Genomic DNA, 25,486 nt, shown 5'->3' on the forward strand with positions numbered 1-25,486 from the left:
ACGCAAGGACGCAAGGACGCAAGGACACAGGGGCACAGGGGCACAGGGGCTCAAAGACACAGGAGCACCCTCACCCGTCCTCCTCCGTCCCCACCAGCCCCGCCATCCTCTCCGCCGCCCGGGCCGCCGCGTCCGCGCAGCAGTTGTTGAACAGCAGGTGCACCTCGCGCGCCCGGTCCGCCAGCAGGCGGACGCGCGGCAGCCATTCGGTGAGTTCGTCGGCGGTGTAGTCGTGCCGGAAGCGTTCCTCCTTGGTGCCGGTGGCCCACGCGGGGTTGCGGCCGTGGAAGCGGACCACCGCCAATTCGGCGGAGGACACCGGCGTGACGGGCGGCAGGGACGAGGGCAGGCCCTGGACGGTGTCCACGGCCGTGAACGTGGCGTCGAGGTCGTCCAGCAGATCCACGGTGCGCGCCAGCCGCTCGGGGGCGAACCACCCCGGGTGCCGGAACTCCACCGCGACCCGTAGCCCCGCGCAGCGGGCGCGGCACGCGGCCACCGTCTTCTCCGCCGCCCGGCCCGGCGCCAGCCAGGGCGGGAACTGGAGCTGCACCGCGCCCAACCGCCCGGCAGTGTGGAGCGGTTGCAGCGCGCCCACGAACCGGCCCCATAGTTCGTCCGCCACCTCGTCGGGCACCCCGCCGGGCCGCACGTGCGTGGTCCGCCGCCCGTTCCTCGGCACCGCTTCCCGCAGCTCGCGCGGCAGCGCGGACACCGGTGTGGGATGCCCGGTGAGCAGCGAGAACGTCTTGACGTCGAAGACGAAGCCGTCCGGCGTGCGCTGCACCCACAGACGGCTGTTGCGTTCGCTGGGCAGGGCGTAATAGGTGGCGTCCACCTCGACGAGCGGCAGCCGCGAGGCGTAGTGCCGCAGCCGCGCCGCGGCGTCGGACGCCACGGTCCTCGGGTACCAGGCGGAGGAGGTCAGACGGGGGTCGGTCCACGAACAGGTTCCGGTGAGGATGCGTGCCATGGGGGCGCGGCTACCCGGTATGCGGCGGTTATCCGTGTCCGGTGGTTGTCCGTGTGCGGCGGCGGCGATCTGTGCGGCGGGGCTCGTACGGAGGAAGGACGGCCGACCGACCCCGAAACACGAGCCCGGCCACCCACCGCCCTCAAAAGAGCCACCGCCCTCAGAAGAGCCCCACCGCCCCTCTCAGAAGAGCCACCGCCCTCCCCTTAGAAGAGCCCCGCAGCCCTCAGCCCTCAGAAGCGCCCCGCAGCCCTCATCGAAGCCTCAGGCCCCTCATCTCAGCCCCGCCGCCCCCAGCAGATAAGCCGTCAGCGGGTCGTAGTAACGCGGGCTCAGGACATGGTCGTCCAACGGAATCGTCACCTGCACCGTCCCCTCCGCCTCGGCGAGGAACAGGGCCGGGTCGTTGCAGTCGGCGAACCCGATGGCGTCGATGCCGCGTTGGCCCGCGCAGCCCGCCCAGCCGTGGTCGGCCATGACGAGATCGGGGAGCGGCTGGCCGCTGCCCTCCAGGGCGTCCAGGATGGCGGCCATCGGCGCGGGGGAGTGGGTGTGCCACAGTGTGGCGCCGCGTTCCTGCACGGCCACGTCGGCGATCTGGTAGACCATGCCCTCGTCCGCGCGGAGCCCGTCCGGCACGACGACGATGTCGCAGCCCGCCGCGCGCAGCGCCTCGGCGACGGCCCGGTGGACGTCCATCAGGCCGCCCGGGTGGCCGGTGGCGAACAGGACCCGCTGCCGCCCGGCGGCGGCCTTGCGCAGCACCATCGCGGCGCGGTCGAGGGCGTCGATGGTCAGCATCGGGTCGATGGTGTCCTGGCCCTGCCGGTGGTCCGGGTCGTCGCTGACGCCGCAGCGCTCCGCCATGACGGCGAGCACGTCCTGTTCGTCCGTCCAGCGGTCGCCGAATTCCAGACCGAACCAGTAGTGGCGGTTGCCGTTGGCGAGTTTCCGGTAGTGGTCGAGGTTGTTCTCGCGGGGGGTGGCGACCTCGCCGGCGATCCGGGTCCGTACGAGGTGGTCGACCAGTTCGGCGCGGCTCGGGGCCGGCGGCAGTATCGGCATGGGGTCATTGTCCCTGACACACCTCGGGGTGGACGGGATGTCCAGCTCCCTCCGGCGTGGTGGCGGAAATGTCCATGGGCCAGGCCGCCCGCCTTCCCTACCCTCACCCCCATGACCGCTGCTTCCGCTGCTTCCGCCGCTGCCCAGCCCGCCCGCGAGCCCGTGGGCCCCGTCGACTCCTCCCGCATCCCGCGCTACGCGGGCCCGGCCACCTTCGCCCGGCTGCCCCGCCTCGACGAGGTGGGCACGGCGGACGTGGCCGTCGTCGGCGTCCCGTTCGACACCGGCGTCTCCTACCGGCCCGGCGCCCGCTTCGGCGGCAACGCCATCCGCGAGGCGTCCCGCCTGCTGCGCCCGTACAACCCGGCGCAGGACGCGTCCCCCTTCGCGCTCGCGCAGGTCGCGGACGCCGGCGACATCGCCGCCAACCCGTTCAACATCAACGAGGCCGTCGAGACCATCGAGGCCGGCGCGGACGCCCTCCTGGACACCGGCGCGCGCCTGATGACGCTCGGCGGCGACCACACCATCGCCCTGCCCCTCCTGCGCTCGCTCGCCAAGAAGCACGGCCCGGTGGCGCTGCTCCACTTCGACGCGCACCTGGACACCTGGGACACCTACTTCGGCGCCGAGTACACCCACGGCACGCCGTTCCGCCGGGCCGTCGAGGAGGGCATCCTCGACACCTCCGCCCTCTCGCACGTCGGCACGCGCGGTCCGCTGTACGGCAAGAAGGATCTGGACGACGACGCGAAGATGGGCTTCGGCATCGTCACCTCCGCCGACGTGATGCGGCGCGGCGTGGACGAGGTCGCCGACCAGCTCCGGCAGCGCATCGGCGACCGGCCGCTGTACATCTCCATCGACATCGACGTCCTGGACCCGGCGCACGCCCCCGGCACCGGCACCCCCGAGGCCGGCGGCCTCACCTCCCGCGAACTGCTGGAGATCGTGCGCGGCCTGTCCTCCTGCAACCTGGTCTCCGCCGACCTGGTGGAGGTCGCCCCGGCGTACGACCACGCGGAGATCACCTCGGTGGCGGCCTCCCACACGGCGTACGAGCTGACGACGATCATGGCCCGGCAGATCGCGGCGGGGCGCGGGGAGGGCTGAGGCTTCGGGGGATCGGGGGCCTGTCGGGCGGGGGTCCTGGCGGGCCGGGGTTCCGTTGGGCGGGGGTCCCGTCGGGTCGGGGACCCGTCAGGCTGGGGTCTCGTCGGCTCGGGGGCCCGTCGGCTCGGGGTTCCGTCAGACCGGGACTCCGGCCTGACGGGGCTTCCTCCGAGCGGGCCGAACCTGACGAAAAACCTCCCCAGGTCCAGACCAGAATCCGTCAGGTACCGCACAACAAGGTGCGTACCGCCCGCCGCCCTTCGGTCATTTCCGTTCACGCCCCTTCTGGCTCAGTCACCCCACGGACGATGCTGACGTGGCTCGCCGTGACCCATCGGTCACGGCCGTCACTCTCGTTCGGGAGGTTCGGTGGCCAGGCGTTCCGCACCACGTAGCAGACGTTCCGCACGATCCGCACGATCCGCACGTTCGCCGCGTTCCGCACGTTCACCGCATGCCGCACGTTCCGCGGATTCCGCACCACGTACGGGCACACCCCCAAGGGCCGCCGCGGCGATCGCCGCCGCGGCCCTCCTCGCCGGGCTGGCCGCCCCGCAGGCGTTCGCGGCATCACCGTCCGCCGAAGCCGCCCCCGACCCGGTGCCGGGCATCGTCGCCGGGGACGGCACCGCCACCCCGCGCCTGGTCACGGGCCTCGCCGAGAAGGCGGCGGGCGGCAGCGCGGAGGCCGCGGCCCGCCGGCACCTCGCCGCGCACCCCGACCGGTACCACGTCGCCACCGCCCCCGCCGACCTCGCCGCCGTACGGACCGAGGGCCGCACCGTCCGCTTCCAGCAGCGGCACCACGGCATACCGGTGCTCGGCGCCCAGTACCTCGTCCACTTCGCGGGCAGCGGGGACGAGCGCCGGGTCACCGGCACCGGCGGCGCCTTCTACACGGGCCTGGCGGCGCCGACCACCGCCACCGTCCCCGCCGCCGCCTCGCGCGGCATGGCGCTGGCCACCCTCACCGACCCCCGCACCCGCGCGGACGCCTCCGTCACCGAGCACGGGCTCGTCGTCCTCCCCGGCGGCACGGGCCGCCTGACCCGCCACTACACGCTGCGCGCCGTCGAAGCGGCCTCCGGCGAGCCGGTGCTGCGCGAGGTGTACGTGGACGCCACCGTGGGCGGCGTCGCACTGACCTACGACAGCGCACAGCGCGGAGAGGCCCCGGCCACCGCCGGAAGAGCGGAAGCCCGCAGCGCGCAGCGCGGCGAGAGCCCGGCCACCGCCGGAAGAGCGGAGGTCCGCAGCGGGCAGCGCGGCGAGGCCCCGTCCGCCTCCGGGAGAACGGAAGCCCGCAGTGGTCAGCGCGGCGAGAGCCCGGCCACCGCCACCGGCACGGACGTCCACGGCAAGCCCGCCACGTTCGACGCCGCCAAGCAGGACGACGGCTCGTACCGCATGACGGACCTCACGCGCGGCGCCCGCATCGACACCTACGACGCCGACGGACGCGACTACGGCGACTTCCTGGGCGAGATGCCCGCCGGGCTCACCCCCGTCACCAGCCCGGCCCCCGCCTTCCCGGAGGCGGCCGGGACCTCCGGGGCCGTCAACGCGCACATCAACGCCGCGAAGGTCCACGACTTCTACAAGTCCCGCTTCGGGCGCGACGGCCTGGACGGCAAGGGCGGGACGATCACCTCGGTCGTCAACGTGACCAGCCGGGGCCGTCCGTACGCCAACGCCTTCTGGGACGGGACGAAGATGGTCTACGGCGGCGGGGGCACCTACCTGCCCTTCTCCGCCTCCCTGGACGTGGCGGGCCACGAGATGACCCACGGCGTGATCACGCACACCGCCAACCTGCTCTACCTCAACCAGTCCGGCGCCCTCAACGAAGCGCTCGCCGACTACTTCGGCAACGCCATCGAGGTCGAGTCCAAGGGCCTGGCCATGTCCGACCCGCGCGCCGGGCTCCTCGGCGAGGACCTGTGCCGCACCGGCACGCCGGAGAAGTGCGCGATACGCGACCTCAACGACGGCCGTAGCACCACCAAGGACTACCTCGGCGTCACCGTAGACAACGACAACGGCGGTGTACACCTCAACTCCACGATCTTCTCCGGTGCCCTGTGGGACGTGCGCGAGAAACTGTCCCCGCGCACCGCCGACCAGGTCGTCTACACCGCCCTGAGCGAGTACCTGACCCCGCTGGACGACTTCGTGGACGGCCGCAACGCGGTGCTCGCCGCCGCCGAGGCCAACGGCCTGTCCCGCGCCGAACTGCGCACCATCGCCCGCGCCTTCGACGCGCACGGCATCCGCGAGGGCTGGCAGCGCCACATCGGCATCGACAGCCGCACGGTCCTGCCGAACATCACCGACACCATGGGCGCCCCCTCCGCCGCCCACGGCCGGTGGGTGATGTCCAACTCCGACGCCACCGGCAACACCCTCCCCGCCGTCTACACCGGCCGCACCGACGGCAAGGGCAAGGTCCGCCGCCTGAGCCCGGACGACGGGCGCTGGCACGCCTGGGCGGCCACCGACGGCAAACGGGCCGTGTGGATGGCGTACGGCGCGGTGGCGGGCGGTGAGTGGGGCATGGAGGTGCTGACCCGCGAGCTGGCCGGCGGCCCGATCCGCAGCGTCTTCCGCACCGCCACCGGCCAGCCCGGCGAACTGCGGATCTCCGGCGACGACATCGCCTTCCAGCTCCTGGACTACGCGACCGGCCAGGCCACCGTCCGGCTCTCGCGCGCGGGCGCGCCCGCGACCGCCGTCCCGCTGCCGGACGGCCACCAGGCGTGGGGAGTCACCCTGCGGAACGGGAAACTCGCCTGGTCGGAGTACTGGAGGGCCGAAAAGGGCACCCTCTTCGTCCCCACCGTCTACGACATCGCCCGCGGCAAGGTCACCGCCCAGCACCTGCCGCAGGACACCACCGGCGCCACCTCCCCGCTCGCCGCGTACACCGTCCTCGCGGGCGGCGAACTCCTGTGGATCGAACGGGGCCGGGCCGCCACCGACCGCAGTGCCATACGGGCGGGCGCGCTGGACAGCACCCGCGTCCGCGACGTGCTGCCCGCCACCTCCCCGCAGGCGCCGCGCAGCACCCTCGTCACCGCATCCGACCAGGCCGTGACCTACGTCGAGGTGCCGGAGGGCACGGGCATGTCCAACGCCAATCTCACCAAGCTCCACCAACTCCCCCTCAAGGGCGGCCAACCCGCCCGCCTCTCCTGCGACCGCGGAACCCAGATCCGCGCGACCGCCGACACCGGGCGGGCCGTGCTGTGGCTGGACGGGACGGGTGGCCAGACCGACCTGGTGACGCGCTCCGGGCCGGTGCGGGGCGGGTGCCGGTGAGACGTCGGCTCTGATCGTTACGGACGAACCCGGGCCCGGGGGAGATACCTCGGGCCCGCGTCGCGTGGGGAGATACGTCGAGCCCGCGTCGTTGGGGATACCTCGGGCCCGCGTCGTTGGCGGGTACCTCGGGCCCGTGCCGCCACATCCGCTCACATCCGGGAATTCCCGCCCCACGAGCTCCGGCAGGCGTAAGTTGCCGCACTGTGAAACACGCGGCCACGCACGATCACGATTCCCCCAACCAGAGCGCTGACCAGAGTGCCCACCGGAATGCCGACCAAAGCACCCACCGGAGTGCCGGCCAAAGCGCCGACCAGAGTGCCCAGCGGAATGCCGACCGAAGTGCCGAATGCACCGACCGGAATGCGGGTGCGGCCCTCCTGCGGGACGGTTACGCCCACCTGCCGGGACGCCTGCGAGCCGACCTGATCGCCACCTTCCGCCAACTGGCCGACGAGGCAATCAACAGCCTGACGACGGAACACCTGCGCCGTTACGCCCACCACGGCAGCATGATCGCCCTCGATTACCGCGACCCGCGCGTGGCGGATTCCCTCATCCACCCCGATATCCGATCCGCTTTCACGCGATTGGGGCTCGCCGACGTCCGCTGGCTCAGTGGTTACGTCATCGGGAAACCCGCGCATTCCCCCGCCCTGTGGTGGCACCAGGACTGGTGGGCCTGGAACGAGGACGTCTCCCACGCCCCGCTCGCCCCGCAGATCTTCCTCATGGTCTATCTGGACGACACCTCACCGGAAAACGGCTGCCTGCGCGTCATCCCGGGCAGCCACCGGCGCGGCCATTTCCTGCACGGCGTCCTCCCCCCGGCCCACGGCGAGGAAATGGAGCGCCTCGAAGCGGACCATCCCGCATACGCCCACCAGAACGGAGAACGCGACGTGCCGGTACGGGCCGGCGACCTCGTCGTCGGCGACGCCCGCCTCCTGCACGCCACCCACCCCAATCGCACCGACAAACCCCGCCGGTGCGTCACGCTCTGGTACCTCCCGGACTTCTCCCGCCTCCCCGCCGGATTCCGCCACTTCTACAGCCAACACCCCAGCCAGCCACCCGCCGGAGCCTGCGGAAAGGACGCCCCGAGCGCCGCCCTGATCCCCTGGCTGCCCGATTACCAAGGGCCCCCGGCCCCGGCACCGGAATTCAACCGGTCCCCATCACCACGCGCAGGCGCTTGACCGGCATCCGCGATGGCCTCACTCTTCCGGCTTTCGTACGAGAATCCGCCGGTAGGTGAGGCACCGCCGCGCGTACAACCGCAGCGTCACGTTCACCGCCGCCACGAAATGCTCGACGAGTAGGTCCCCGCGTATCGGCGGCGCCGGGTCGCCCTCCTTGCCCACGGGCCAGTCGCCTTCCACCCGCCCGGCGAAATGCTCCCGCATGACCCGCTCGAAGTGACGGGTCATGCTCAGCCGTCCGACCCGGCCGAAGTCGTGCACCAGCTCCAGCGGCAGGAAACCCGCCGCCAGCAGTTCGGTCTCCACCCGGTCGGTCCGGGCGAACGACGCGAACTGGAAGTGCTCGGCCAGCTCCGTCAGCTCCGCTCCACCCGCCAACGGCGTGAGCATCCAATCGTCGAGTACCAGGCAACCGCCGTGCCGCAGGGCCCGGAAGACGCTCCCGTACATGGCCCGGTGATCGGCCACCTGGTACAGCATGTTGATGCTCACGGCCGCGTCGAATTCCGCGGTGCCGAGACCCAGTTGGCAATCCGCCAGGCGAATGGAAACGGTCCCGGGCATTGAGGGCTTGGCCTCGCTCCCCAGCGCGTTCAATTCCACCGCACTCGCCACATGAACCGCCGACGTGCTGACGCCGCTCACCACCGCCCCGTACTCCCGCGCGAGCAGCCGCGCCGGACCGCAGATTCCACACCCGATGTCCAGCACACGGTCACCGGGTTTCAGCCCCGCCATCCGCCCCACGGCCCGCACGTGTTCGGCGGCGCCGTCGTACCAGCGGTTTCCGTCCGCCCACATGGCGTCGTCGTCCACCATCGGCGGATGCAGCATGTCCCGCGTCAGATACGCGAGAATTCCGGCACCCGGACAACCCACCCGGGACCCGATCGGATCGGCGCCGTAATGCCCCGGGTCGACGGCGCCGTTGACCATTCCCCCTGCCATGGTGCGCACCGCTCACGATCCGCGCCGCATGATCCGCGCCTACGCGCGGAACCCCAGCGACGCGACGTACACGAAGTTCTCCGACTGGTTCGACAGCCGCACGAAGACGAAATCGTCGTACAGCCCCGGCGGCACTTCGGTGTCCACGGTGATGCGGACACTCACCCGGTGCGGCGCCTGGTGTCCGGTGAAATCCACCGGCACTTCCTGGTGGTTGTTGTCCGCCGTCGTCAGGCGACGGCTCGCCAGCACCGTCCGCTGGAAATGCCCCGGCTTGTTGGGCTCCGGCTCGAACAGGAACACCTGCACCAGGTGTCCCGGATATCCCGCGAAGGTCCGCACGTCCTGCGTGTCCACGGTCAGTGTGGTGGTGTTCGGCCCGGAGGGCACCGTACGGATCACCGTCACCGGGATTTCCACGGCCAGTCCGCTGTATGCGGCATCCGCGTACACACCGGGTTCGTCACCCAAATGGACACGGCCCTGCCAGATCAGTTCCGATTCGGTGGTCTGCATGGCACGACTCCTTTCCCGAGTCGGCGCGGTGGTGGGGGGATGGTCCCACCGCCGTGCCGAGTCGGCCAGGAGTCGGCCGGGTTCCGCATCTCGTACGTGACGTTCCTCCCGGCCACGCGAGCAGTTGAGCGGTCAGTCACCGCACCTGCCCCATGGACGGGTGCGTGGCCCAGGGATACGGGCGAAGCCGTTCCCCTGGGCCACGCCAACGGAGAGAAGATCGTCCATCGGGACGACGCCCCTCCATATCGCTGCTGCCACGATGAAGAAATGCCGTCCAAGCGTCATGCCCTCATCACGCAGCTCGCCCCGATTCCGCACCTGACGTTCCGGCAACCGCCGGGTAAATGGCCGGGCTATGCCGTGGCCGTATGGGGAGTCTTGTTCGCGATCCCCAGTTTCGTCTGGGCGATGGGCAGCACCTTCGGCGCGGAGTCGACGGTGTCGCCCTCGCTGGTGAAACTCGCCCGGGACGGCGTGCCGTGGTTCATGGCCGTCCTGTGGGTGACGGGTTTCCTCAAGCTCGTCGGCGCCCTGATAGGCATCGGCCTGACGCGGGTGCGCGGCCTTCGGATGAGCCGTCTGCTGGTGTTCTGCGGAGGCGGCGCGGCCGTCCTGCTCGCCTGGCACGGCGGGCTTTTTGTCGTTCACGGTGTGCAGGTGGAGGCCGGGTTCGTCGCCGTCGAGCCTGGCCTGCTCGGGCTGACCCGTTGGTACCTCTACCTGTGGGGCCCGTGGTTCGTCGCCGGCGGCCTGGCCTTCGCCGCCGCCACGGTGCGGTACGTCCGCCGGTACGACGACCACCGCGCGCTGCGGATCTACGGAGCCGTGGGCGCGCTCGGCGCCCTGCTCCTCTCGTTGGCGTCGTCGATTACCGGGATCGGCTGACGGCGGTTGCCGGGCGCCGGTTGGCAGCGGTTGCCGGGCGTCGGTTGGCGGCCGTCACGGGTGAGGCCGTGGTCCGTCTTCCTCGGGCTCGTCCCGCAACTCGAACCAGACGCACTTGCTCGTCGGGCAGACCCCGCCGTGCCAGACGGTGCCCCAGGCGGCGGCGAGTTCTTCGACGAGGAGCAGGCCGCGCCCGCGCTCGGAGTCCCCGAGGGCGGTGTGGCGGGCGGTGGGGATGCCGCGCGGGTCGTCGTCCCGTACGGATACCAGGAGTTGATCGCCGCGCACGGTGGCCTCCAGCAGGAGAAGCGGGACCGTGGTGTGCATACAGACGTTGGCGACGATCTCTGAGACGAGCAGGCGCGCGGTGTCGATGAGCGACGGATGGTCGGTGGCCATCAGGACGCCGGCCACCAATTCGCGGGCGACCTTGGCGGTTTCGGGGGTGTTGGGGGCCCGCATCTTGTAGGTGCGGGTGGGCGTTGAGTCTGGCATGGAGACTCCCGGTGGGATCGCGTGGGAACGCAACTTCCGACACCGCCGTGTGTGACGGTGCGATCACAGAACGTACGGTACAGTCGTGTACCGGTACATGGTTCGGTGCGTAATTCCCCCGGAAGAGTGGGCTGTTGAGATAGATAAGCGATTGGCTTGTTGCAGCTTCGGAGGAAGCCATGCCACCCAGGGACACACCGACTGCCCGGCAAGCTCGCCTGGGCGCGGAACTGAGGAAGCTCCGCGAGAAAGCGGGCCGCACTGCCCGAGAGACCGCAGGGCTTCTCGGCGTTGATCAAGCGCGGGTGAGCAATATCGAGTCAGGCCGCATGGGTATCGGCGAGGAGCGGATCAGGCGACTCGCGGCGTTCTACTCCTGCGGGGATGGAGCGCTGATCGACGCCTTGTGCGCCATTGCCAGGGAGCGCCGTGGTGAGCACTGGTGGGACGAGTATCGGGGAATCCTGCCGCCCGCGTTCTTGGACCTGGCGGAGCTGGAGCACCACGCCACGTACTTGCGCTCGTCGCAGATCGTTTGCGTTCCGGGGATCTTGCAGACCGAGGGCTACGCACGGGTGCTCTTCAGCGAGGCGGTGCCACTCCTTCCGCCGGAGGAAGTCGATGCTCGGGTCGGACACCGCATGCGCCGCCGAGTGATCTTGGAGCGCGATGATCCTCCGCCGTTTGTGGCGATCGTGCACGAAGCCGCCTTGCGCATGCGTTTTGGCGGTCGCAAGGTAATCGGAGAACAGCTTGAGTGGCTAATGGAAGTGAGCTGCTGGCCGAAGGTGACGCTACTCATCATTCCTTTCGCCACCGAAGAGTTCGTGGAGGTAACGCAACCGGCTCTCTACGCGGGGGGTGTCGTACCGCAATTGGACACAGTTCAGTTGGACCTACCGTTCGGCGGAGTGCACCTGAACGCGGAAGCCGAACTGGACCGGCATCGGAAGCTGCTCGACAACGCGGAGGCGGTCGCGTTGCTTCCCGAGGCGTCCCGGCAGCTCATCCATCACATCGCACGGGAACTATGAGGTGACGAAGCATGAGTGATGCCTTGTGCTGGCAGAAGTCCTCCTACTCGGGTGGCAATGGGCCGAACTGCCTTGAGATCGCGTGCCGGGATGGCTTCTTCCTGGTGCGGGAGAGCGATGAGCCCGCAACGGTGCTCATTGTGGGGCTGTCGAGTCTTTACGCGCTTGTGCACTTCGTGAAAGGTCACTCACCATGCGAAGGCTGACCCAGGAGTCTCTACGGTGGCAGAAGTCGTATTTTTCCGGCGCGGCAGGGGAGAACTGCGTCGAAATGGCGAACTGGGAACGGTCCTCCCTGTCTGATGCCGGAGAGGAAGGTGGCGTTGGGGTCGGCCCGGCAGTCGTGCTGCGTGAAAGTGATGAGCCAGGCGTAATCCTCGTTGTCTCAGTAGCGAGTACGCGAGAGCTTGTGAAGAGCCTGAAATCCGGTATGAACCAATGACCTACGCGATGGTGAGGGAAAGTGAGGGAGGCGGCGCATGGCGGAAGTCCTCGTTCTCGGGATGTGAAGGTCCAAATTGCGTGGAGGCGGCGCGCCAAGGCGGTGTCGTTCAGCTGCGGGAGGGCGACGCGCCGGCCACCATCCTCCATGTCTCTCCCGAAAGCTTTGAGGGCTTTGTCGGCAGCTTGAAGAACGGGCGAATCGTGGTCCGGTCATAACAAGCAGGAAAGCGATGAGGGCGGTACCGATCGGTACCGCCCTCATCATGTTTCAGCCCTACCTCACAGGCTCAGCTCCGGGTGCAGGTCCTTCATCCGGACGACCTGACGGCCACGAGCCGCCAGCGAGGTCAGGACCAGGGCGCCGACCGTGAAGGCGCCCAGGACCGCGAAGCCCTGCCAGACGATGGCCAGGTCACCACCGGTGATCAGGCGGCGCAGGCCGTCGACCACGTAGCTCATCGGCAGGAACGGGTGCAGCGCAGAGAAGAAACCGGGGCTCGTCTCGACCGGGTAGGTGCCGCCCGCCGAGGTGAGCTGGAGCATCAGCACCACCAGTGTCAGCACGCGGCCCGCCGGGCCGAACACGGCGCCCAGGAGCTGGATGATCGCCGTGAAGCAGGCGGTGGCCAGGATCAGGAAGCCGATGACCAGCGCCGGGCGCTCCATCTCCAGGCCGAGGGCCCAGTGCAGCACCGCCATCAGGGCCAGCACCTGCACGATGCCGATGGCGAAGGCGGGGAGCCAACCGCCGAGGGCGATCCGGCGGCCCGGGGCGCCCGCGGCCAGCGCGCGCTTGCCCAGCGGCTGGAGCAGCATGAAGGCGACCATCGCGCCGACCCACAGGGACAGCGGGATGAAGTACGGGGCCAGACCGGTGCCGTAGTTGGGCGCCTTGTGCAGGGACTGGGAGGCCAGCTCGACCGGGTTGGCCATGACCTCGGTCCGGGCGTCGCGGTCCTTCTTGTCGAGGTCGGGGATCTTGTCGACGCCGCCGCTCAGGCTGGTGGCGAGCTGGTTGGTGCCGTCCTTGAGCTTGTAGAGGCCGCCGTCGAGGTTGAGGACGCCTTCCTTGGCGCTGCCGATGCCGGTGTGGACTTCGTTGGCACCGTTGGCGACCTTTCCGGCACCGGATGCCAGGTCACCGGCGCCACCGGCGATCTTGCCCGCTCCGTCGGCGATCTTTCCTACGCCGCCGGCGACCTTACCCGTGCCATCGGCCACCTGGCCGGCACCACCGGCGAGCGTGTCGATGCCCTGGGCGAACTGAGCCGCTCCCTTGGATATCTGCTGCGCGCCGTTGTTGAGTTCATTGATCTTGCGGACGGCGTTGTCCGCATCGCTTGCAATGGTCGGCGCACGCTCGGCGACCAGCGTGGCGTCCTTCTGGAGGTCGCGCAGCTTGCCCTGAAGCGCGGTGATGTCCCCCGTGTTGGCGGCGACGATGTCGTTCGTCTTCTTGGCCACGTCGGCGACGGTCTCGGCGGCGTCGACAGCCTTCTTTAGCGTCGGGCAGTTCGCCGCTGCCGCATCGCCGCATTGCTGCTGATACGCGCTCTTCAGCTCGTCGGCGGAACGACGGGCCTCCTGCGCCACCTGGCCGGCGTCCTTGGGAAGTTCGCCCAGGATCGCGGCGAACGCCTGCGCGCCGTCTGCGACAACCTTCGCCTGGTCGCCGATCTCCTTGCTGTGCTTCTTGAGGAAAGGCAGCGCTTTGTCACCGATGTCGTTGACCTGCTCGGCGAGCTGCTGGGTTCCAGCTGCGATCTTGTCGGTGCCCTCGCTGATCTGCCGTGCCTTGCTGGCGGCTACGGAGGCGCCATTGCTGACGTCCCCTGCCCCCTTGTTGACCTTGTCGGCTCCGTTGCTCAGGTCACCTGCGCCCTTGCTGAGTTCTCCAGCTTTTTCGCTCAGCTTCCCAGCGCCGTTGCTGACATCCCCGGCCCCCTTGCTGACCTTCCCGGAGCCCTCGTCCAGCTTGCCGAGCCCGTCGACGAGCTTTTCCGAGCCGTCCTTGGCCTTGCCGACGCCGTTGTCGATCTCCCCGGCCCCGTCCGCCGCCTTCTTCGTCTGGTCGTGCAGGTTGGAGAAGGAGACGAAGATCTTGTCGTAGAAGCGGCGGGACGCCTTCGTGGAGGTCTTGGAGCGGATCTCCGCGAACACCGTCTTGGAGATCGAGCCGACGATGTAGCTGTTGGCGTCGTTCGTGCGGACCTTGAGGGCGCCGGTTTCCGGGTTGTCGCCGGAGCTGGAGGTGACGCGCTTGCTGAAGTCCGCGGGGGCGGTCAGGGTCAGGTAGTACTTGCCGTCCTCCAGGCCGTCGGCGGCCTCCTTGGCGTCGACTTCCTGCCAGTCGAAGGTCTTGCTGTCCTGGAGGTTCTTGACCAGGTCGTCGCCGACCGTGATCTTTTCGCCCCCGACCTCGGCGCCCTTGTCCTCGTTGACCAGCGCGACCGGGATGCGGTCCAGCTTGGAGTACGGGTCCCAGAACGAGCAGAGGTACAGCGCGCCGTACAGCAGGGGTATCAGCATCAGGGCGACGAGGCCCAGCCGGGGCAGTTTGCCCCTGCCGAAGCGCTTGAGCTCAAGCGCGGCGAGCTTGGGCGAACGCATGGATGGTGTCCTTCTCGTGAGTGGCCGGGGGAAAGAGGGGGTGCCGGGTCACCGGGCGGAGGCGTCGGCGTGCTCGGGGGCGCCGACACCCGCGCCGGACGCGGCGAAGTGCGGGGCCGGAACCTTGTGAAGGTCCACCGGACGCTCGTCCGGCCCCGTGGTCACCCGCAGGGCGTCGGCGGGTGCGGACGAGGCGACGGCCACCACGGTCGTGCCGTTCAGGGCGATGTCGCGCAGGAGCTGCCACACCTCGGTGCGCTCGCTCTCGGAAAGCTTGAGGTCCAGGTCGTCGACGGCCACCAGGCGCGGGCCGTGCATGACGGCGAGGGCGAGGGAGAGGCGCAGGGCCTCCAGCCGTTCCAGGTCCCGGACGGTCGTCCGCAGGCCCTTGGGGAGGGTGGCCGGGTCGAGTCCGACGGCCTGGAGCGCGGCGTCCGTGCGGGCGCGCACGGCGTCCTTGTGGCGGCGGCTCCAGGGGAGGGCGGTGCCCAGGGAGGCGGTCAGGCGGCTGTTCAGCAGCGCCTGTTCCTTGAGGTGTTCGCCGACGGTCAGCGCCGGTTCGAGCTCGGCGACGCCGGGGACGTGGGCGATGGCGGTGAGGCTGCGCACCGTCCCCATGCGCTTGGGGAGTGGGAAGCCGGCGACCGTGGCGTGTCCCTCGGTGAGCTTCATGCGCCCGGTCAGTGCCAGCAGGAGGCAGGTGCGGCCGGAACCGGAGGGGCCCTCGATGGCGATCAGCGAACCCGGTTCGGCCGCGATGTGCACGTCCTTGAACGCCCAGCCGCGCGGGCCCTTGACTCCGATTCCCCTGGCGTTGACCGCCGCCGCCTGGCGGGTGGTGTCCACGACCCCTCCTTTTGATCTGACTAGTCAGTCTAAAAGTGTGCCGCATGGGATTCCGGAACACCGAATCGGGGTGGGGGTTTCGGGCAGGGGGCGGCCGGGTTCGTCGCGCGGGTGTGTGCGCTGGCGGGGGGAGAGGGCAAGGCGCCACTTTGGCGCCAGCGGGCGAGACCGGCGGGCGACGGCTCCAAGAAGTTGGCTGGTTCGGATCGGTCGAGGTGCGGAAGTGAATGGCCGATCTCGGCCAAAAGTGACCAATCCGTCGCAGTGATGAGGCGCGCGTGATCGTTTGTGCCCCATAGTGTCCTTCCTTGCGTGTTCATGACGCGGTGATGCACGGCCATGCCGTTGTGATGAACGGCCATGTCGCGCCATGACACGTCATGGCATGGCCATGGCGCGGTGACGAACGGGTTACCGGGCACGGTGAGGATTTGCACGGGGATGGCGGCCCGCAGGGGTGAGGGAGCGCGCCGCCGGCCCGGGGGAGGGAAGGACGACGGTGCGTACGGGCGCGAAGGTCGTGGTGGGGGCGGTGGCCGCCGCCGTGGTGGGGGTCGCCGGAGTCGGCGGCTACAACATCTTCGAGGCGCTGGCCGACGGCAACACCGGCAGCGGGAACGTGAACGGCCCGGAACCCGTCAGAACCGGCCCACCGACCGCCGAAGAGATACGCACGACCACGCGGGACTTCCTCGCCGCCTGGGCGAAGGGCGACGCGTCGGGCGCCGCCGCGCTCACGGACAACGCGGAAGGCGCAACGCAGGCCCTGACCACCTTCCGGGAAGAGGCGCGCGTCGCCCGCTTGAGGCTGACGCCGGGCAAGCCGACCGGGAACCGCGTCCCCTTCCACGTCACCGCGGAGTTCGAGATGGAGGTGGAGAAGGACGGGGGCGGCGTCTCCGTGCGGCACTCCACCTGGTCGTACGATTCCTCGCTGGCCGTCGTCCGCGGCCGGACGACAGGTAACGCGCTGGTCGACTGGCAGGCCGCGATCCTGCACCCCAAGCTCCGGCGCGGCGAGAACCTGCGGACCGGCGCGGGGGGCGCGCCGCCGATACGCGCGGTCGATCGCGACGGCGCGCCCCTGGACGCCGGCGCGTATCCGTCGCTGAGCGCCGTCCTGCCCGCCCTGCGCGAGAAGTACGGGGAGAAGGCGGGCGGCGTGGCGGGCGTGGAGGTGCGGATCACCGACGAGAACGGCCTGCCGGGGGAGACGCTGCACACCGTCGCCGAGGGCCGGAAGGCCGTTCTGCGCACGACGCTGGACGCGCGGGTGCAGCGGGCCGCCGAGGCGGCGGTCAAGGACTACCCGGAGGCGTCGGTGGTCGCCGTCAAACCGACGACCGGGGAGATCCTGGCGGTGGCCAACCATAGGGCGGACGGTTTCAACGCCGCCTTCGAGGGTCGGATGGCGCCCGGCTCGACCATGAAGGTCGTCAGTGCCGCGCTCCTGATGGAGAAGGGGTTGGTCTCGGCGGGCAAGGTGGTGGAGTGCCCGAAGTTCGTCACTGGGGGCGGGCGGCGGTTCCACAACCTGGATTACCTCAGCATTCGGGGCGGCACCTTCGCGGAGAGCTTCGCCCGTTCTTGCAACACCGCCTTCATCGGGTTCGCGGACGGGCTCACGGGTGAGGACCTGGCCGAGGAGGCGAACGAGGTGTTCGGGCTCGGCCGCGACTGGCAGGCCGGGGTGCCGACCTTCGACGGCAGCGTGCCGCCGAGCGAGGGCGCCGACACCCCCGCGGCCCTGATCGGCCAGGGCCGCATCGAGGTCAACCCGCTGAACATGGCGTCGGTGGCGGCCACGGCCAAGGCGGGGTACTTCGTCCAGCCCAGGCTGGTGCCCGCCGGCCTGGACGACCGGCCCCGCATCCAGGCGGAACGGGCGCTGTCGCCGTCGGTCGCCCGGCAACTGCGGGCGATGATGCGGCGGACGGCGGTGAGCGGCACCGCCCGGCACGTGATGGCCGGGCTCCCCGGCAACATCGGGGCGAAGACCGGGTCCGCGGAGGCCGATGGCCAGGGCGACGCCAACAGTTGGTTCCTCGGTTACCGGAACGACGCCGCCGCGGCGGCCGTCGTGCAGCAGGGTGGACACGGCGGGGACGCGGCCGGGCCCATCGTGCGGCGGGTACTGGGAGCGAGCCGCTGAGAGAGCGGGGGCGGGACGGTCGCGGGGGCGGACCGGTGGGGCGTGGCCCCTTGTAGGGGAGGCGTGCGGGTGCGGCGTATGGCGTGCCGTGCGGGTGAGTCCTGAGGGCGCGCCGAGACGGTGCCGCCCCGCTGGGTACCGCGTGGGTCCGGGCGCGCCCCACCGCCGTACTCCGGGCGCCCCGCCGCCGTAGAGAGACCGGGAGGAAGACCGTGGTGGACGCAGTGCACGCAGTGGACGGGCCGGAGGAGTCCGGGGGCGGGCGGAATGAGACCGGGCGGAATGGGGCCGGGGGGAATGAGGCTGCGGGGAGTCGGGCCGGGTGGAATGAGGCTGCGGGGAGTCGGGCCGGGTGGAATGAGGCCGCGGAGAGTGGGGCCGGGCGGAGTGGGATCGCGCGTGACAGGGGCGATGGTCCGGTGCCGGTGCCGGTTGCCGGGCCGTTCGCAGCCGGGCCGTTCGCCGGGCCGTCCGCCCGGCCGTTCGCAGTCGGGCCGTCTGCCGGGCCGTCCGCAGCCGGGAAGGTGAAGCCCGGGCGGAGGCGCCGGACCGCCGGGGTCGCCGCCGCCGTCGCCGGGATGCTGACGGTGACGGCGCTGAGCGCGGGACCGGTCGCGGCGGCGCCGGGCGCGGGCGCGCGAACCGGCGCGTACGAGGTGACGAGCGCGGTTGCGCACGAGGTGGTGAGCGAGGCCGTGCACGCCGGAGCGGGGCACGCCTGCTCCCCCTCCCTCTCCATCCGTGGTTACTCCGACCACCTCGACAAGGCCACCTTCCAGAACACCTACGTCGGCAACCTCTCCGCCCTCGCGGTCGACACCGACGGTACCCTGGCCGCCCTCTCGGACCGCTCGAAGCTGTTCTCCCTGGACCAGGCGAGCCGTCGGCCCGTACGGGTGAGGTCGCTCGCCGACGAGAAGGGCGGCGAACTGGACGCCGAGGGGCTGGTGGTCGAGCGTTCCGGCCGGTACCTCGTCACCTCGGAGACCGAACCCTCCGTACGGCGCTACGAGAGGGACGGCCGGCTGCTCGGCCGACTGCCCGTCCCCGACATGCTGCGGGTGGCCCCGGCGGGCCGGGCGCGGGACAACCAGACCTTCGAGGGGCTGACCCGGCGCGGCCGGACCGTGATCGCCTCCATGGAGGGCGCGCTGACGGGGGACGGGGCCGACGGCGCGGGGCGTCCGCTCGTACGGTTCCAGACCTGGCAGCAGCGGACAGGGCACGGGGGCCACGGCGTTCACCGGGTCGGGGGCGGGGCCCGTGCCCATGGACACGGCCTCGGCGGACGGGCCGGGGGGCGCGCCACGCCGACCGCCGGTGATCACGACCGGGTGGCCGACCGCGACCGGGAGGCTGCGGGCTACCGCCTGGGCGCCCAGTACGCCTACCCCGTCGACAAGGGCCTCGGCGTCGTCGAGCTCGCCGCTGTGCCGGACGGGTGGCTGCTCGTCCTGGAACGCGGCTTCACGGCGGGGGTCGGCAACACGGTGCGGCTCTACCTGGCCGACACCCGCCGCGCGAGCGACGTCAGCGGTGTCGAGCGGCTGCCGGGCGCGGTGGGCGCGGCGAGCGCGTCCGACCGGAAAGGCCGAGAAGGTCGGGAAGCCCGGGAAGGTCGGGAAGGCCGGGATCGCGTCCGGCCGGTGACCAAGCGGCTGCTCGGCGACCTCGGCCGGTGCCCGTCCCTGGGCGCCCCCGCCAAGCAGCCGCAGACCAACCCGCTGCTCGACAACATCGAGGGGATGACCGTGCTCGGCCGCGCGCCCGGCGGACGGCTGCGCCTCCTGCTCGTCAGCGACGACAACGAGCGGGCGACACAGATCACCCGGCTCTACGAGATGACCGTGCGCGTCGGCCGATGAGGCGCAGGCGCACGCGCTGGTAGCGGGGCATCAGCACGTAGACCACCGTCAGCACCACCAGCACGGTCAGGATCAGCGTCTGGACGACCGAGGGCAGGCCGCCGATCCAGCGGTGCAGCAGGAGTTGCAGCACGGTGAGCGTCGGGAAGACGGCGAGCCAGATCATCAGCGCCATGTGGTGCTTGGGCGGTGGGGTAGGCGCGGACGCGGGGGCGGGGGCGGACACGGTGTTCCTCCTGTCGTGGTGGGCGGGGCCCGGGCGGCGGCCGGGATGCTGCCTTCGGGACGGCTGACCCGAGACGGCTGTCGGCTGTCCCGGGGCGGCTGATCCAGGGCTGTGGAGCCCCAGGCCTGGGGAGCCGGGGCTGTGCTGTGGGTCCGTAAGGCCGCGGGGCTGGGGATGTGGCCGGACGGGAATGGGCGTTCCGGCCCCCGGGCCTCCGTGGCCGTCGCCCGTCGGGGAGCAATGGGCCGGGCCACGTCCGGAGTCGTGGGGGCGGGTCTTGGGCCGGGTCGCGGTCCGTCCCCCTGCCCGGTTGCGCACTCCGGCGTACGGACGAAGCGCACGCCGGTGCACACGCCCGCGGGCATGGGTGTGCGCCCGCGGCCGTGCGGTTCCGCGGGCCACACAAACTCCAAACGTTTGGTTGGAAGCTAACACGGGGCCCACCGATTCCCAAACGACTGGTTGGAGATGGCGTAGGCTGCGCCCATGGCCTGGGACACCGCACGCACCCGACAAGCGCTCCTCGACGCCGCCGTGCACGAATTCGCCGACCGCGGCTTCGACGGCGCCCGCATCGACGCCATCGCGACCCGGGCCGGGGTGAACAAAGAGCGCATCTACCAGTACTTCGGCAACAAGCAGCAGCTCTTCGGGCACGTCCTGGAGACCGAGCTGGAACGAATCTCCACCACCATCCCCGTCACCGTCGAGCAGGCCGCCGACCTCGGCGACTACGCCGCACGGCTGTACGACTACCACCGCGCCCGCCCCCAGTTCATCCGCCTGCTCCACTGGGAGGGTCTGCGGAACGGCAACGAACCGGCGCTCAAGGAGGCCGAGCGCACCGCCACGTACAGCTCCCGCGTCCGGGCACTCGCCGAGGCCCAGGCGAACGGCACCCTCGACCCGGGCCTCGAACCCGACACCCTCTTCTACGCGGTCCTCGCCCTGGCGTCGTGGTGGTTCAGCGTTCCCCAGGCCGTACGCATGATCTACGGCGGCGCGCCCGGGCCCGAGGCGGAACGGGCGGGGCTGGTCCGCCTGGTCCGGAGGCTGGCGGGCCAGGAGGGGCGAGAGGGACGAGAGGGGTAGCCGGGGACCGAGGCGGAGCCCGTCCGAGGGGCCTCGGCGGGCCCGCGCCCGTCCCGTCACCGCCCATTCACCGCGAACCGGTCCGGCGGTAGCCCCCGGCCCCGCCGCGCGCCAGGGTCCGGCGGCAGCCGCCCGGCCCCGCCGCGCGCCCGCAGCCGTGTGGCCGTGCGGCCTTGCGTCCACAGCCCCGCAACACCGGGGCCCCTCGCACCCACACCGGGCGCCCCCCCCACGCGCCCCCTGCGCCTCCCCCCACCCCACTCCTTTTGTTGCGATGGGATGAAAATCGCACGCCAGGGCGTTGGAGCCTCCGGAGAAGCGGCCGATACGGAGCCGTGGTGGACGCGGGAGGCGACGGGTGGCGGGCACGGACACGGCACGGCAAGGCTGGGCGCGAAGGCTGACCCGGCACTGCCTACAGCACCGGAAGGACGTGGTGCTGGCGCTCGGCTCGTCACTGGCGGGCATGGCCGTCATGGCGCTCGTCCCGCTCGTCCCGAAGTTGATCATCGACGACGTCATCGTCGCCCACGAGCGGTCGCTCGCCCCCTGGGCGACGCTGCTGATCGTCTCGGCGCTCGTCGTCTACGCGCTGACCTACATACGCCGCTACTACGGCGGCAAACTCGCCCTGGACGTGCAGCACGACCTGCGCGTCCGCATGTTCCGTTCGATAGCCCGGATGGACGGGCGCCGGCAGGACGAGCTGAGTACAGGGCAGGTGGTCGGCCGGGCCACCAGTGACCTGCAACTGGTCCAAGGGCTGCTGTTCATGCTCCCGATGATGATCGGGAACGTTCTGCTCTTCGTCATCTCGCTGGTCGTGATGGCGGTGCTGTCGCCGCTGCTCACCCTGATCGCGCTGGCCGTGGCGCCCGCCCTGTGGTTCATCGCCAAGCGGAGCCGGACCCGCCTCTTCCCCGCCACCTGGTACGCCCAGCAGCAGGCCGCGGCAGTGGCGGGCGTCGTGGACGGCGCCGTGTCCGGCGTCCGCGTCGTCAAGGGGTTCGGGCAGGAGGAGCAGGAGACCGGCAAGCTGCGCGAGGTGAGCCGCCGGCTGTTCGCCGGGCGGCTGCGCACCGTACGGCTGAACTCCCGCTACACCCCCGCGCTCCAGGCGGTGCCCGCGCTCGGACAGGTCGCGATGCTCGCGCTGGGCGGCTGGATGGCGACTCGGGGCCAGATCACGCTGGGCACGTTCGTCGCCTTCTCCACCTACCTGGCGCAGCTCGTCGGGCCGGTGCGGATGCTGGCGATGATGCTGACCGTCGGGCAGCAGGCGCGCGCGGGCGTCGAGCGGGTCTACGAGCTGATCGACACCGAGCCGGTGATCGAGGAGCGCCCGGACGCCCACGAACTCCTTCCCGCCGAGCTGCACCGGCCCTCGAACCGGTCCGGAACAGAGGGGCGGACGAAGGACGATGCCTCTTCGGCTGACGTCCTTTCGGCCGATGGCTCCGAGGCCCCTTCGGCCGACATCCCTTCGGCCGAGGCCCCTCCGGCCGACGTCCCCGCCATCGAATTCGACCGCGTCACCTTCGGCTACACCGAGGGCCACCCCGTCCTCAAGGACTTCTCGCTGCGCGTCGAGCCGGGGGAGACGGTCGCCGTCGTCGGCACGTCCGGCAGCGGCAAGTCCACCGTCTCGCTGCTGCTGCCGCGCTTCTACGACCCGTCCGAGGGACGCGTCCTGGTCGGCGGCCACGACCTGCGCGAGCTGACGCTCGACTCGCTGCGCGCCGCCATCGGCCTCGTACCGGAAAGCAGCTTCCTCTTCTCCGACTCCGTACGGGACAACATCACCTACGGGAATCCGGACGCCACCGACGAACAGGTCCGCGCCGCCGCCCGCGCCGCGCAGGCCGACGACTTCATACGCGCCCTGCCCCAGGGGTACGACACCAAGGTCGGCGAGCAGGGCCTGACGCTCTCCGGCGGGCAGCGGCAGCGCGTCGCGCTGGCGCGCGCCATCCTCACCGACCCCGCGTTGCTGGTCCTGGACGACGCCACCTCCGCCGTGGACGCCCGGGTGGAGCACGAGATCCACGAGGCGCTGCGCGGGGTGATGTCCGGCCGGACGACGCTCCTCATAGCCCACCGCGCCTCCACTCTGGCGCTCGCCGACCGCGTCGCCGTTCTGGATGGCGGCCGGCTGGTGGACGTCGGGACGCGGGAGGAACTGGAGGAGCGCTGCGAGCTGTACCGGCGGCTGCTCAACGATCCGGACGAGCTCGGCAGCGTCGAACGCGATCCTGCGGGCGCCCTGGCACGCACCCTGCCCGGTACGTCGGGCAAGGCCGCCAAGCCCGGTACGGCGGGCAAGACCGGCAAGCCCGGCACGTCAGCCAAGGCCACCGACTCCGCTCACTCCGCCACGCTCGGTTCCGCCACGATCGGCGCCTTCAGCGGCGAGGCCGCCGCGACCGGCCTGCTGCTCCCCGGGACGGAGGCCGAGCCCGAGGTCGAGGCCGGGGCCGAGACCGACCGTCCGGACGCCACGGACACCGGCCACCAGGCCCTCACCACGTCCCACGGCATCACCCCCGCCCTATGGCCCCGCACCACCGAGACCGACGGTCAGGACGCCCCCGCCAAGGCCACCTCCACCGCGTCCAAGGCCGCCCAGCCCGCCGCCACCGGCCCCGGCCACGGCATGGCCGGCATGGCGTCCGGGCTCCCCGCCACGCCCGAACTGCTGGCCCAGGTCGCCGCGCTGCCGCCCGCCACGGACACCCCGGACATCGACGAGGAGCAGGCCGCCCGCCCGGAGGAGTCCTACGGCCTGCGGCGGCTGCTGCGCGGCTTCGGCGGCCCGCTGCTGATCGCCCTGGCGCTGGTCGCCGTGGACGCGGTCGCCGGTCTGCTGGTGCCCGTCCTCATCCGGCAGGGCATCGACGAGGGCGTGCGGCGTGCCGCGCTCTCCGGCGTGTGGACGGCCGCCGTCCTCGCGCTGGTCGTGGTGCTGGCCCAGTGGGTGGCGCAGGTCGGTTCGAACCGCGTGACGGGCCGTACGGGCGAACGCGTCCTGTACTCCCTGCGCGTCAAGATCTTCGCGCAGCTCCAGCGCCTCGGCCTGGACTACTACGAGCGCGAGCTGACCGGCAAGATCATGACGCGGATGACCACGGACGTGGACGCGCTGTCCACCTTCCTCCAGACCGGCCTGGTCACCGCCGTCGTCTCCGTCCTCACCTTCTTCGGCATCCTGGTCGCCCTCTTCGTCATCGACGTCGAACTCGCCCTCGTCGTCTTCGCCACCCTCCCGCCGCTGGTCATCGGCACGTACGTGTTCCGCAAGAAGAGCGTGAAGGCGTACGAACTGGCGCGTGAGCGCATCAGCGGCGTCAACGGCGACCTTCAGGAGAACGTGGCCGGGCTGCGCATCGTGCAGGCGTTCCGCCGCCAAGCCGACGGGGCGCGCCGGTTCACCGAGCGGAGCGACGGCTACCGGCAGGCCCGGATCCGGGGCCAGTTCCTGATATCCGTCTATTTCCCCTTCGTCCAGCTCCTGTCCTCCGTGGCGGCGGCGCTGGTGCTGATCGTGGGCGCGGGACGGGTCGGCGCGGGGACGCTGACGGCGGGCGCGCTGGTCGCGTACCTGCTGTACATCGACCTGTTCTTCGCCCCGGTCCAGCAGCTCTCCCAGGTCTTCGACGGTTACCAGCAGGCCGCCGTCTCCCTCGGCCGCATCCAGGAACTGCTGCGCGAGCCGACCACCACGCCGCGCGCCGACCGGCCGCGCGAGGTCCGCGAACTGAAGGGCGAGATCCGCTTCGACGGCGTCCACTTCCGTTACGGGGACGACGAGGAGGCGCTGACCGGCATCGACCTGACCATTCCGGCGGGCCAGACCGTGGCGTTCGTCGGCCAGACCGGCGCGGGCAAGTCCACGCTGGTCAAGCTGGTCGCGCGGTTCTACGACCCGAGCGCGGGCGCGGTCCGCGTGGACGGCGTGGACCTGCGCGAACTCGACCTGACGGGCTACCGCCACCGGCTGGGCGTCGTCCCGCAGGAGTCGTACCTGTTCGCCGGGACGGTGCGGGACGCCATCGCGTACGGCCGTCCGGACGCCACCGACGCCGAGGTGGAGGCCGCCGCCCGGGCCGTCGGCGCGCACGAGATGATCGCGACGCTGGACGGCGGCTACCTCCACGAGGTCGCCGAGCGCGGACGCAACCTCTCCGCCGGACAGCGCCAGCTCCTGGCCCTGGCGCGCGCCGAACTCGTCGACCCGGACGTGCTGCTGCTCGACGAGGCCACGGCCGCCCTGGACCTGGCCACCGAGGCCGTCGTCAACCACGCCACGGACCGGCTGGCGGGACGCCGTACGACGCTGGTCGTCGCGCACCGCCTGACGACGGCGGCGCGCGCGGACCGGGTGATCGTGATGGACCACGGCCGGGTCGTCGAGGACGGCACGCACGCCCAGCTCCTGGCCCGGGACGGGCGGTATGCCGGGCTGTGGCGCGCGTTCACGGGGGAGGACGAGCCCCTGGCGGCGTGAGGCCGCTCAGGGAGGGCGAGCCGGTGGCGACGTGATGCCGTTCAGGGAGGGCGAGTCGGTGGCGGCGTGAGGCGGTGGCGGCGTGAGGCGGTGGGCTGAGGCCACCCCGAGCGCGCGCCGCCCGAGCGCACCGCGTGCACGCCGCCCGAGCACGCCGAGTGCGCGCCCGGCGCGGGAGCCCGGAAAAGCGGG

The 25,486-nt window shown here is 71.2% G+C and carries 21 protein-coding genes; 12 read left to right on the forward strand and 9 right to left on the reverse strand.

Going from position 1 to position 25,486, the window contains the following annotated elements; all coding sequences use genetic code 11:
* Positions 1-70: 70 nt before the first annotated feature.
* Positions 71-973, reverse strand: coding sequence for a DUF72 domain-containing protein (locus tag ABZX96_RS13650; protein WP_355542805.1), 903 nt, complete (start codon positions 971-973; stop codon positions 71-73).
* Between the two features lie 273 nt (positions 974-1,246).
* On the reverse strand, positions 1,247-2,038 hold the full coding sequence (locus tag ABZX96_RS13655) for a phosphatase (RefSeq protein WP_355542808.1): 792 nt from the start codon (positions 2,036-2,038) through the stop codon (positions 1,247-1,249).
* A 111-nt stretch (positions 2,039-2,149) separates the two neighbouring features.
* On the opposite strand from ABZX96_RS13655, the gene speB reads away from it, so the two are divergent.
* Both speB and ABZX96_RS13665 read left to right on the forward strand, forming a co-directional pair.
* On the forward strand, positions 2,150-3,151 hold the full coding sequence (speB, locus tag ABZX96_RS13660) for an agmatinase (protein ID WP_355542811.1): 1,002 nt from the start codon (positions 2,150-2,152) through the stop codon (positions 3,149-3,151).
* Between the two features lie 600 nt (positions 3,152-3,751).
* A complete protein-coding gene (locus ABZX96_RS13665) occupies positions 3,752-6,469 on the forward strand; it encodes a M4 family metallopeptidase (RefSeq protein ID WP_355542813.1) in 2,718 nt (905 codons plus the stop codon).
* A 152-nt stretch (positions 6,470-6,621) separates the two neighbouring features.
* Here the strand turns inward: ABZX96_RS13665 and ABZX96_RS13670 are convergent, their stop codons facing one another.
* The gene (locus ABZX96_RS13670; protein ID WP_355542897.1) at positions 6,622-6,978 is read right to left on the reverse strand and encodes a hypothetical protein; all 357 of its coding nucleotides are present in this window, start codon (positions 6,976-6,978) and stop codon (positions 6,622-6,624) included.
* Here ABZX96_RS13670 and ABZX96_RS13675 point away from each other — a divergent pair.
* A complete protein-coding gene (locus tag ABZX96_RS13675; RefSeq protein WP_355542891.1) occupies positions 6,901-7,671 on the forward strand; it encodes a phytanoyl-CoA dioxygenase family protein in 771 nt (256 codons plus the stop codon). The genes ABZX96_RS13670 and ABZX96_RS13675 overlap by 78 nt on opposite strands.
* A gap of 18 nt (positions 7,672-7,689) precedes the next feature.
* Here the strand turns inward: ABZX96_RS13675 and ABZX96_RS13680 are convergent, their stop codons facing one another.
* Both ABZX96_RS13680 and ABZX96_RS13685 read right to left on the reverse strand, forming a co-directional pair.
* Positions 7,690-8,622, reverse strand: a complete 933-nt coding sequence (locus ABZX96_RS13680) for a methyltransferase domain-containing protein (RefSeq protein ID WP_355542816.1) — start codon at positions 8,620-8,622, stop codon at positions 7,690-7,692.
* A gap of 39 nt (positions 8,623-8,661) precedes the next feature.
* Positions 8,662-9,138 carry a hypothetical protein gene (locus ABZX96_RS13685; RefSeq protein WP_355542819.1) on the reverse strand — a complete coding sequence of 159 codons (477 nt, stop codon included), beginning with the start codon at positions 9,136-9,138 and terminating at the stop codon, positions 8,662-8,664.
* A 270-nt stretch (positions 9,139-9,408) separates the two neighbouring features.
* Between ABZX96_RS13685 and ABZX96_RS13690 the strand changes: the two genes are divergently transcribed.
* Complete coding sequence (locus ABZX96_RS13690; RefSeq protein ID WP_355542822.1) at positions 9,409-10,026, forward strand: DUF3995 domain-containing protein; 618 nt, start codon at positions 9,409-9,411, stop codon at positions 10,024-10,026.
* Positions 10,027-10,080: 54 nt separating this feature from the next.
* Here the strand turns inward: ABZX96_RS13690 and ABZX96_RS13695 are convergent, their stop codons facing one another.
* Complete coding sequence (locus ABZX96_RS13695; RefSeq protein ID WP_355542825.1) at positions 10,081-10,521, reverse strand: ATP-binding protein; 441 nt, start codon at positions 10,519-10,521, stop codon at positions 10,081-10,083.
* Between the two features lie 179 nt (positions 10,522-10,700).
* Between ABZX96_RS13695 and ABZX96_RS13700 the strand changes: the two genes are divergently transcribed.
* From ABZX96_RS13700 to ABZX96_RS13715, 4 genes are read left to right on the forward strand one after another with little or no spacing between them, the layout of a single operon-like run.
* Positions 10,701-11,555, forward strand: a complete 855-nt coding sequence (locus ABZX96_RS13700; protein WP_355542828.1) for a helix-turn-helix transcriptional regulator — start codon at positions 10,701-10,703, stop codon at positions 11,553-11,555.
* A gap of 11 nt (positions 11,556-11,566) precedes the next feature.
* Positions 11,567-11,761 (forward strand): DUF397 domain-containing protein, encoded by a 195-nt coding sequence (locus ABZX96_RS13705; RefSeq protein WP_355542831.1) that lies wholly within the window; start codon positions 11,567-11,569, stop codon positions 11,759-11,761.
* Positions 11,749-11,997 carry a DUF397 domain-containing protein gene (locus ABZX96_RS13710; protein WP_355542834.1) on the forward strand — a complete coding sequence of 83 codons (249 nt, stop codon included), beginning with the start codon at positions 11,749-11,751 and terminating at the stop codon, positions 11,995-11,997. Before ABZX96_RS13705 ends, ABZX96_RS13710 begins: the two co-directional genes overlap by 13 nt.
* A gap of 8 nt (positions 11,998-12,005) precedes the next feature.
* Positions 12,006-12,215: a DUF397 domain-containing protein gene (locus tag ABZX96_RS13715; protein ID WP_355542894.1), complete on the forward strand. Its 210-nt coding sequence runs from the start codon at positions 12,006-12,008 to the stop codon at positions 12,213-12,215.
* 63 nt (positions 12,216-12,278) lie between these two features.
* Here ABZX96_RS13715 and ABZX96_RS13720 read toward each other — a convergent pair whose 3' ends face one another.
* Positions 12,279-14,609: a YhgE/Pip domain-containing protein gene (locus tag ABZX96_RS13720; protein ID WP_355542837.1), complete on the reverse strand. Its 2,331-nt coding sequence runs from the start codon at positions 14,607-14,609 to the stop codon at positions 12,279-12,281.
* 48 nt (positions 14,610-14,657) lie between these two features.
* Positions 14,658-15,455, reverse strand: a complete 798-nt coding sequence (locus ABZX96_RS13725; protein WP_355542840.1) for an ATP-binding cassette domain-containing protein — start codon at positions 15,453-15,455, stop codon at positions 14,658-14,660.
* A gap of 499 nt (positions 15,456-15,954) precedes the next feature.
* On the opposite strand from ABZX96_RS13725, the gene ABZX96_RS13730 reads away from it, so the two are divergent.
* Both ABZX96_RS13730 and ABZX96_RS13735 read left to right on the forward strand, forming a co-directional pair.
* Positions 15,955-17,607 carry a penicillin-binding transpeptidase domain-containing protein gene (locus ABZX96_RS13730; RefSeq protein ID WP_355542843.1) on the forward strand — a complete coding sequence of 551 codons (1,653 nt, stop codon included), beginning with the start codon at positions 15,955-15,957 and terminating at the stop codon, positions 17,605-17,607.
* A gap of 578 nt (positions 17,608-18,185) precedes the next feature.
* A complete protein-coding gene (locus ABZX96_RS13735; protein ID WP_355542846.1) occupies positions 18,186-19,472 on the forward strand; it encodes an esterase-like activity of phytase family protein in 1,287 nt (428 codons plus the stop codon).
* Here ABZX96_RS13735 and ABZX96_RS13740 read toward each other — a convergent pair.
* Positions 19,432-19,698, reverse strand: a complete 267-nt coding sequence (locus ABZX96_RS13740; RefSeq protein WP_355542848.1) for a hypothetical protein — start codon at positions 19,696-19,698, stop codon at positions 19,432-19,434. The genes ABZX96_RS13735 and ABZX96_RS13740 overlap by 41 nt on opposite strands.
* 486 nt (positions 19,699-20,184) lie before the next feature.
* On the opposite strand from ABZX96_RS13740, the gene ABZX96_RS13745 reads away from it, so the two are divergent.
* Positions 20,185-20,790, forward strand: a complete 606-nt coding sequence (locus ABZX96_RS13745; protein WP_355542850.1) for a TetR family transcriptional regulator — start codon at positions 20,185-20,187, stop codon at positions 20,788-20,790.
* A gap of 358 nt (positions 20,791-21,148) precedes the next feature.
* Positions 21,149-25,294, forward strand: a complete 4,146-nt coding sequence (locus ABZX96_RS13750; protein WP_355542853.1) for an ABC transporter transmembrane domain-containing protein — start codon at positions 21,149-21,151, stop codon at positions 25,292-25,294.
* Positions 25,295-25,486: the final 192 nt, after the last annotated feature.

This window comes from Streptomyces sp. NPDC003077 (assembly GCF_040611095.1).
GTDB lineage: Bacteria > Actinomycetota > Actinomycetes > Streptomycetales > Streptomycetaceae > Streptomyces.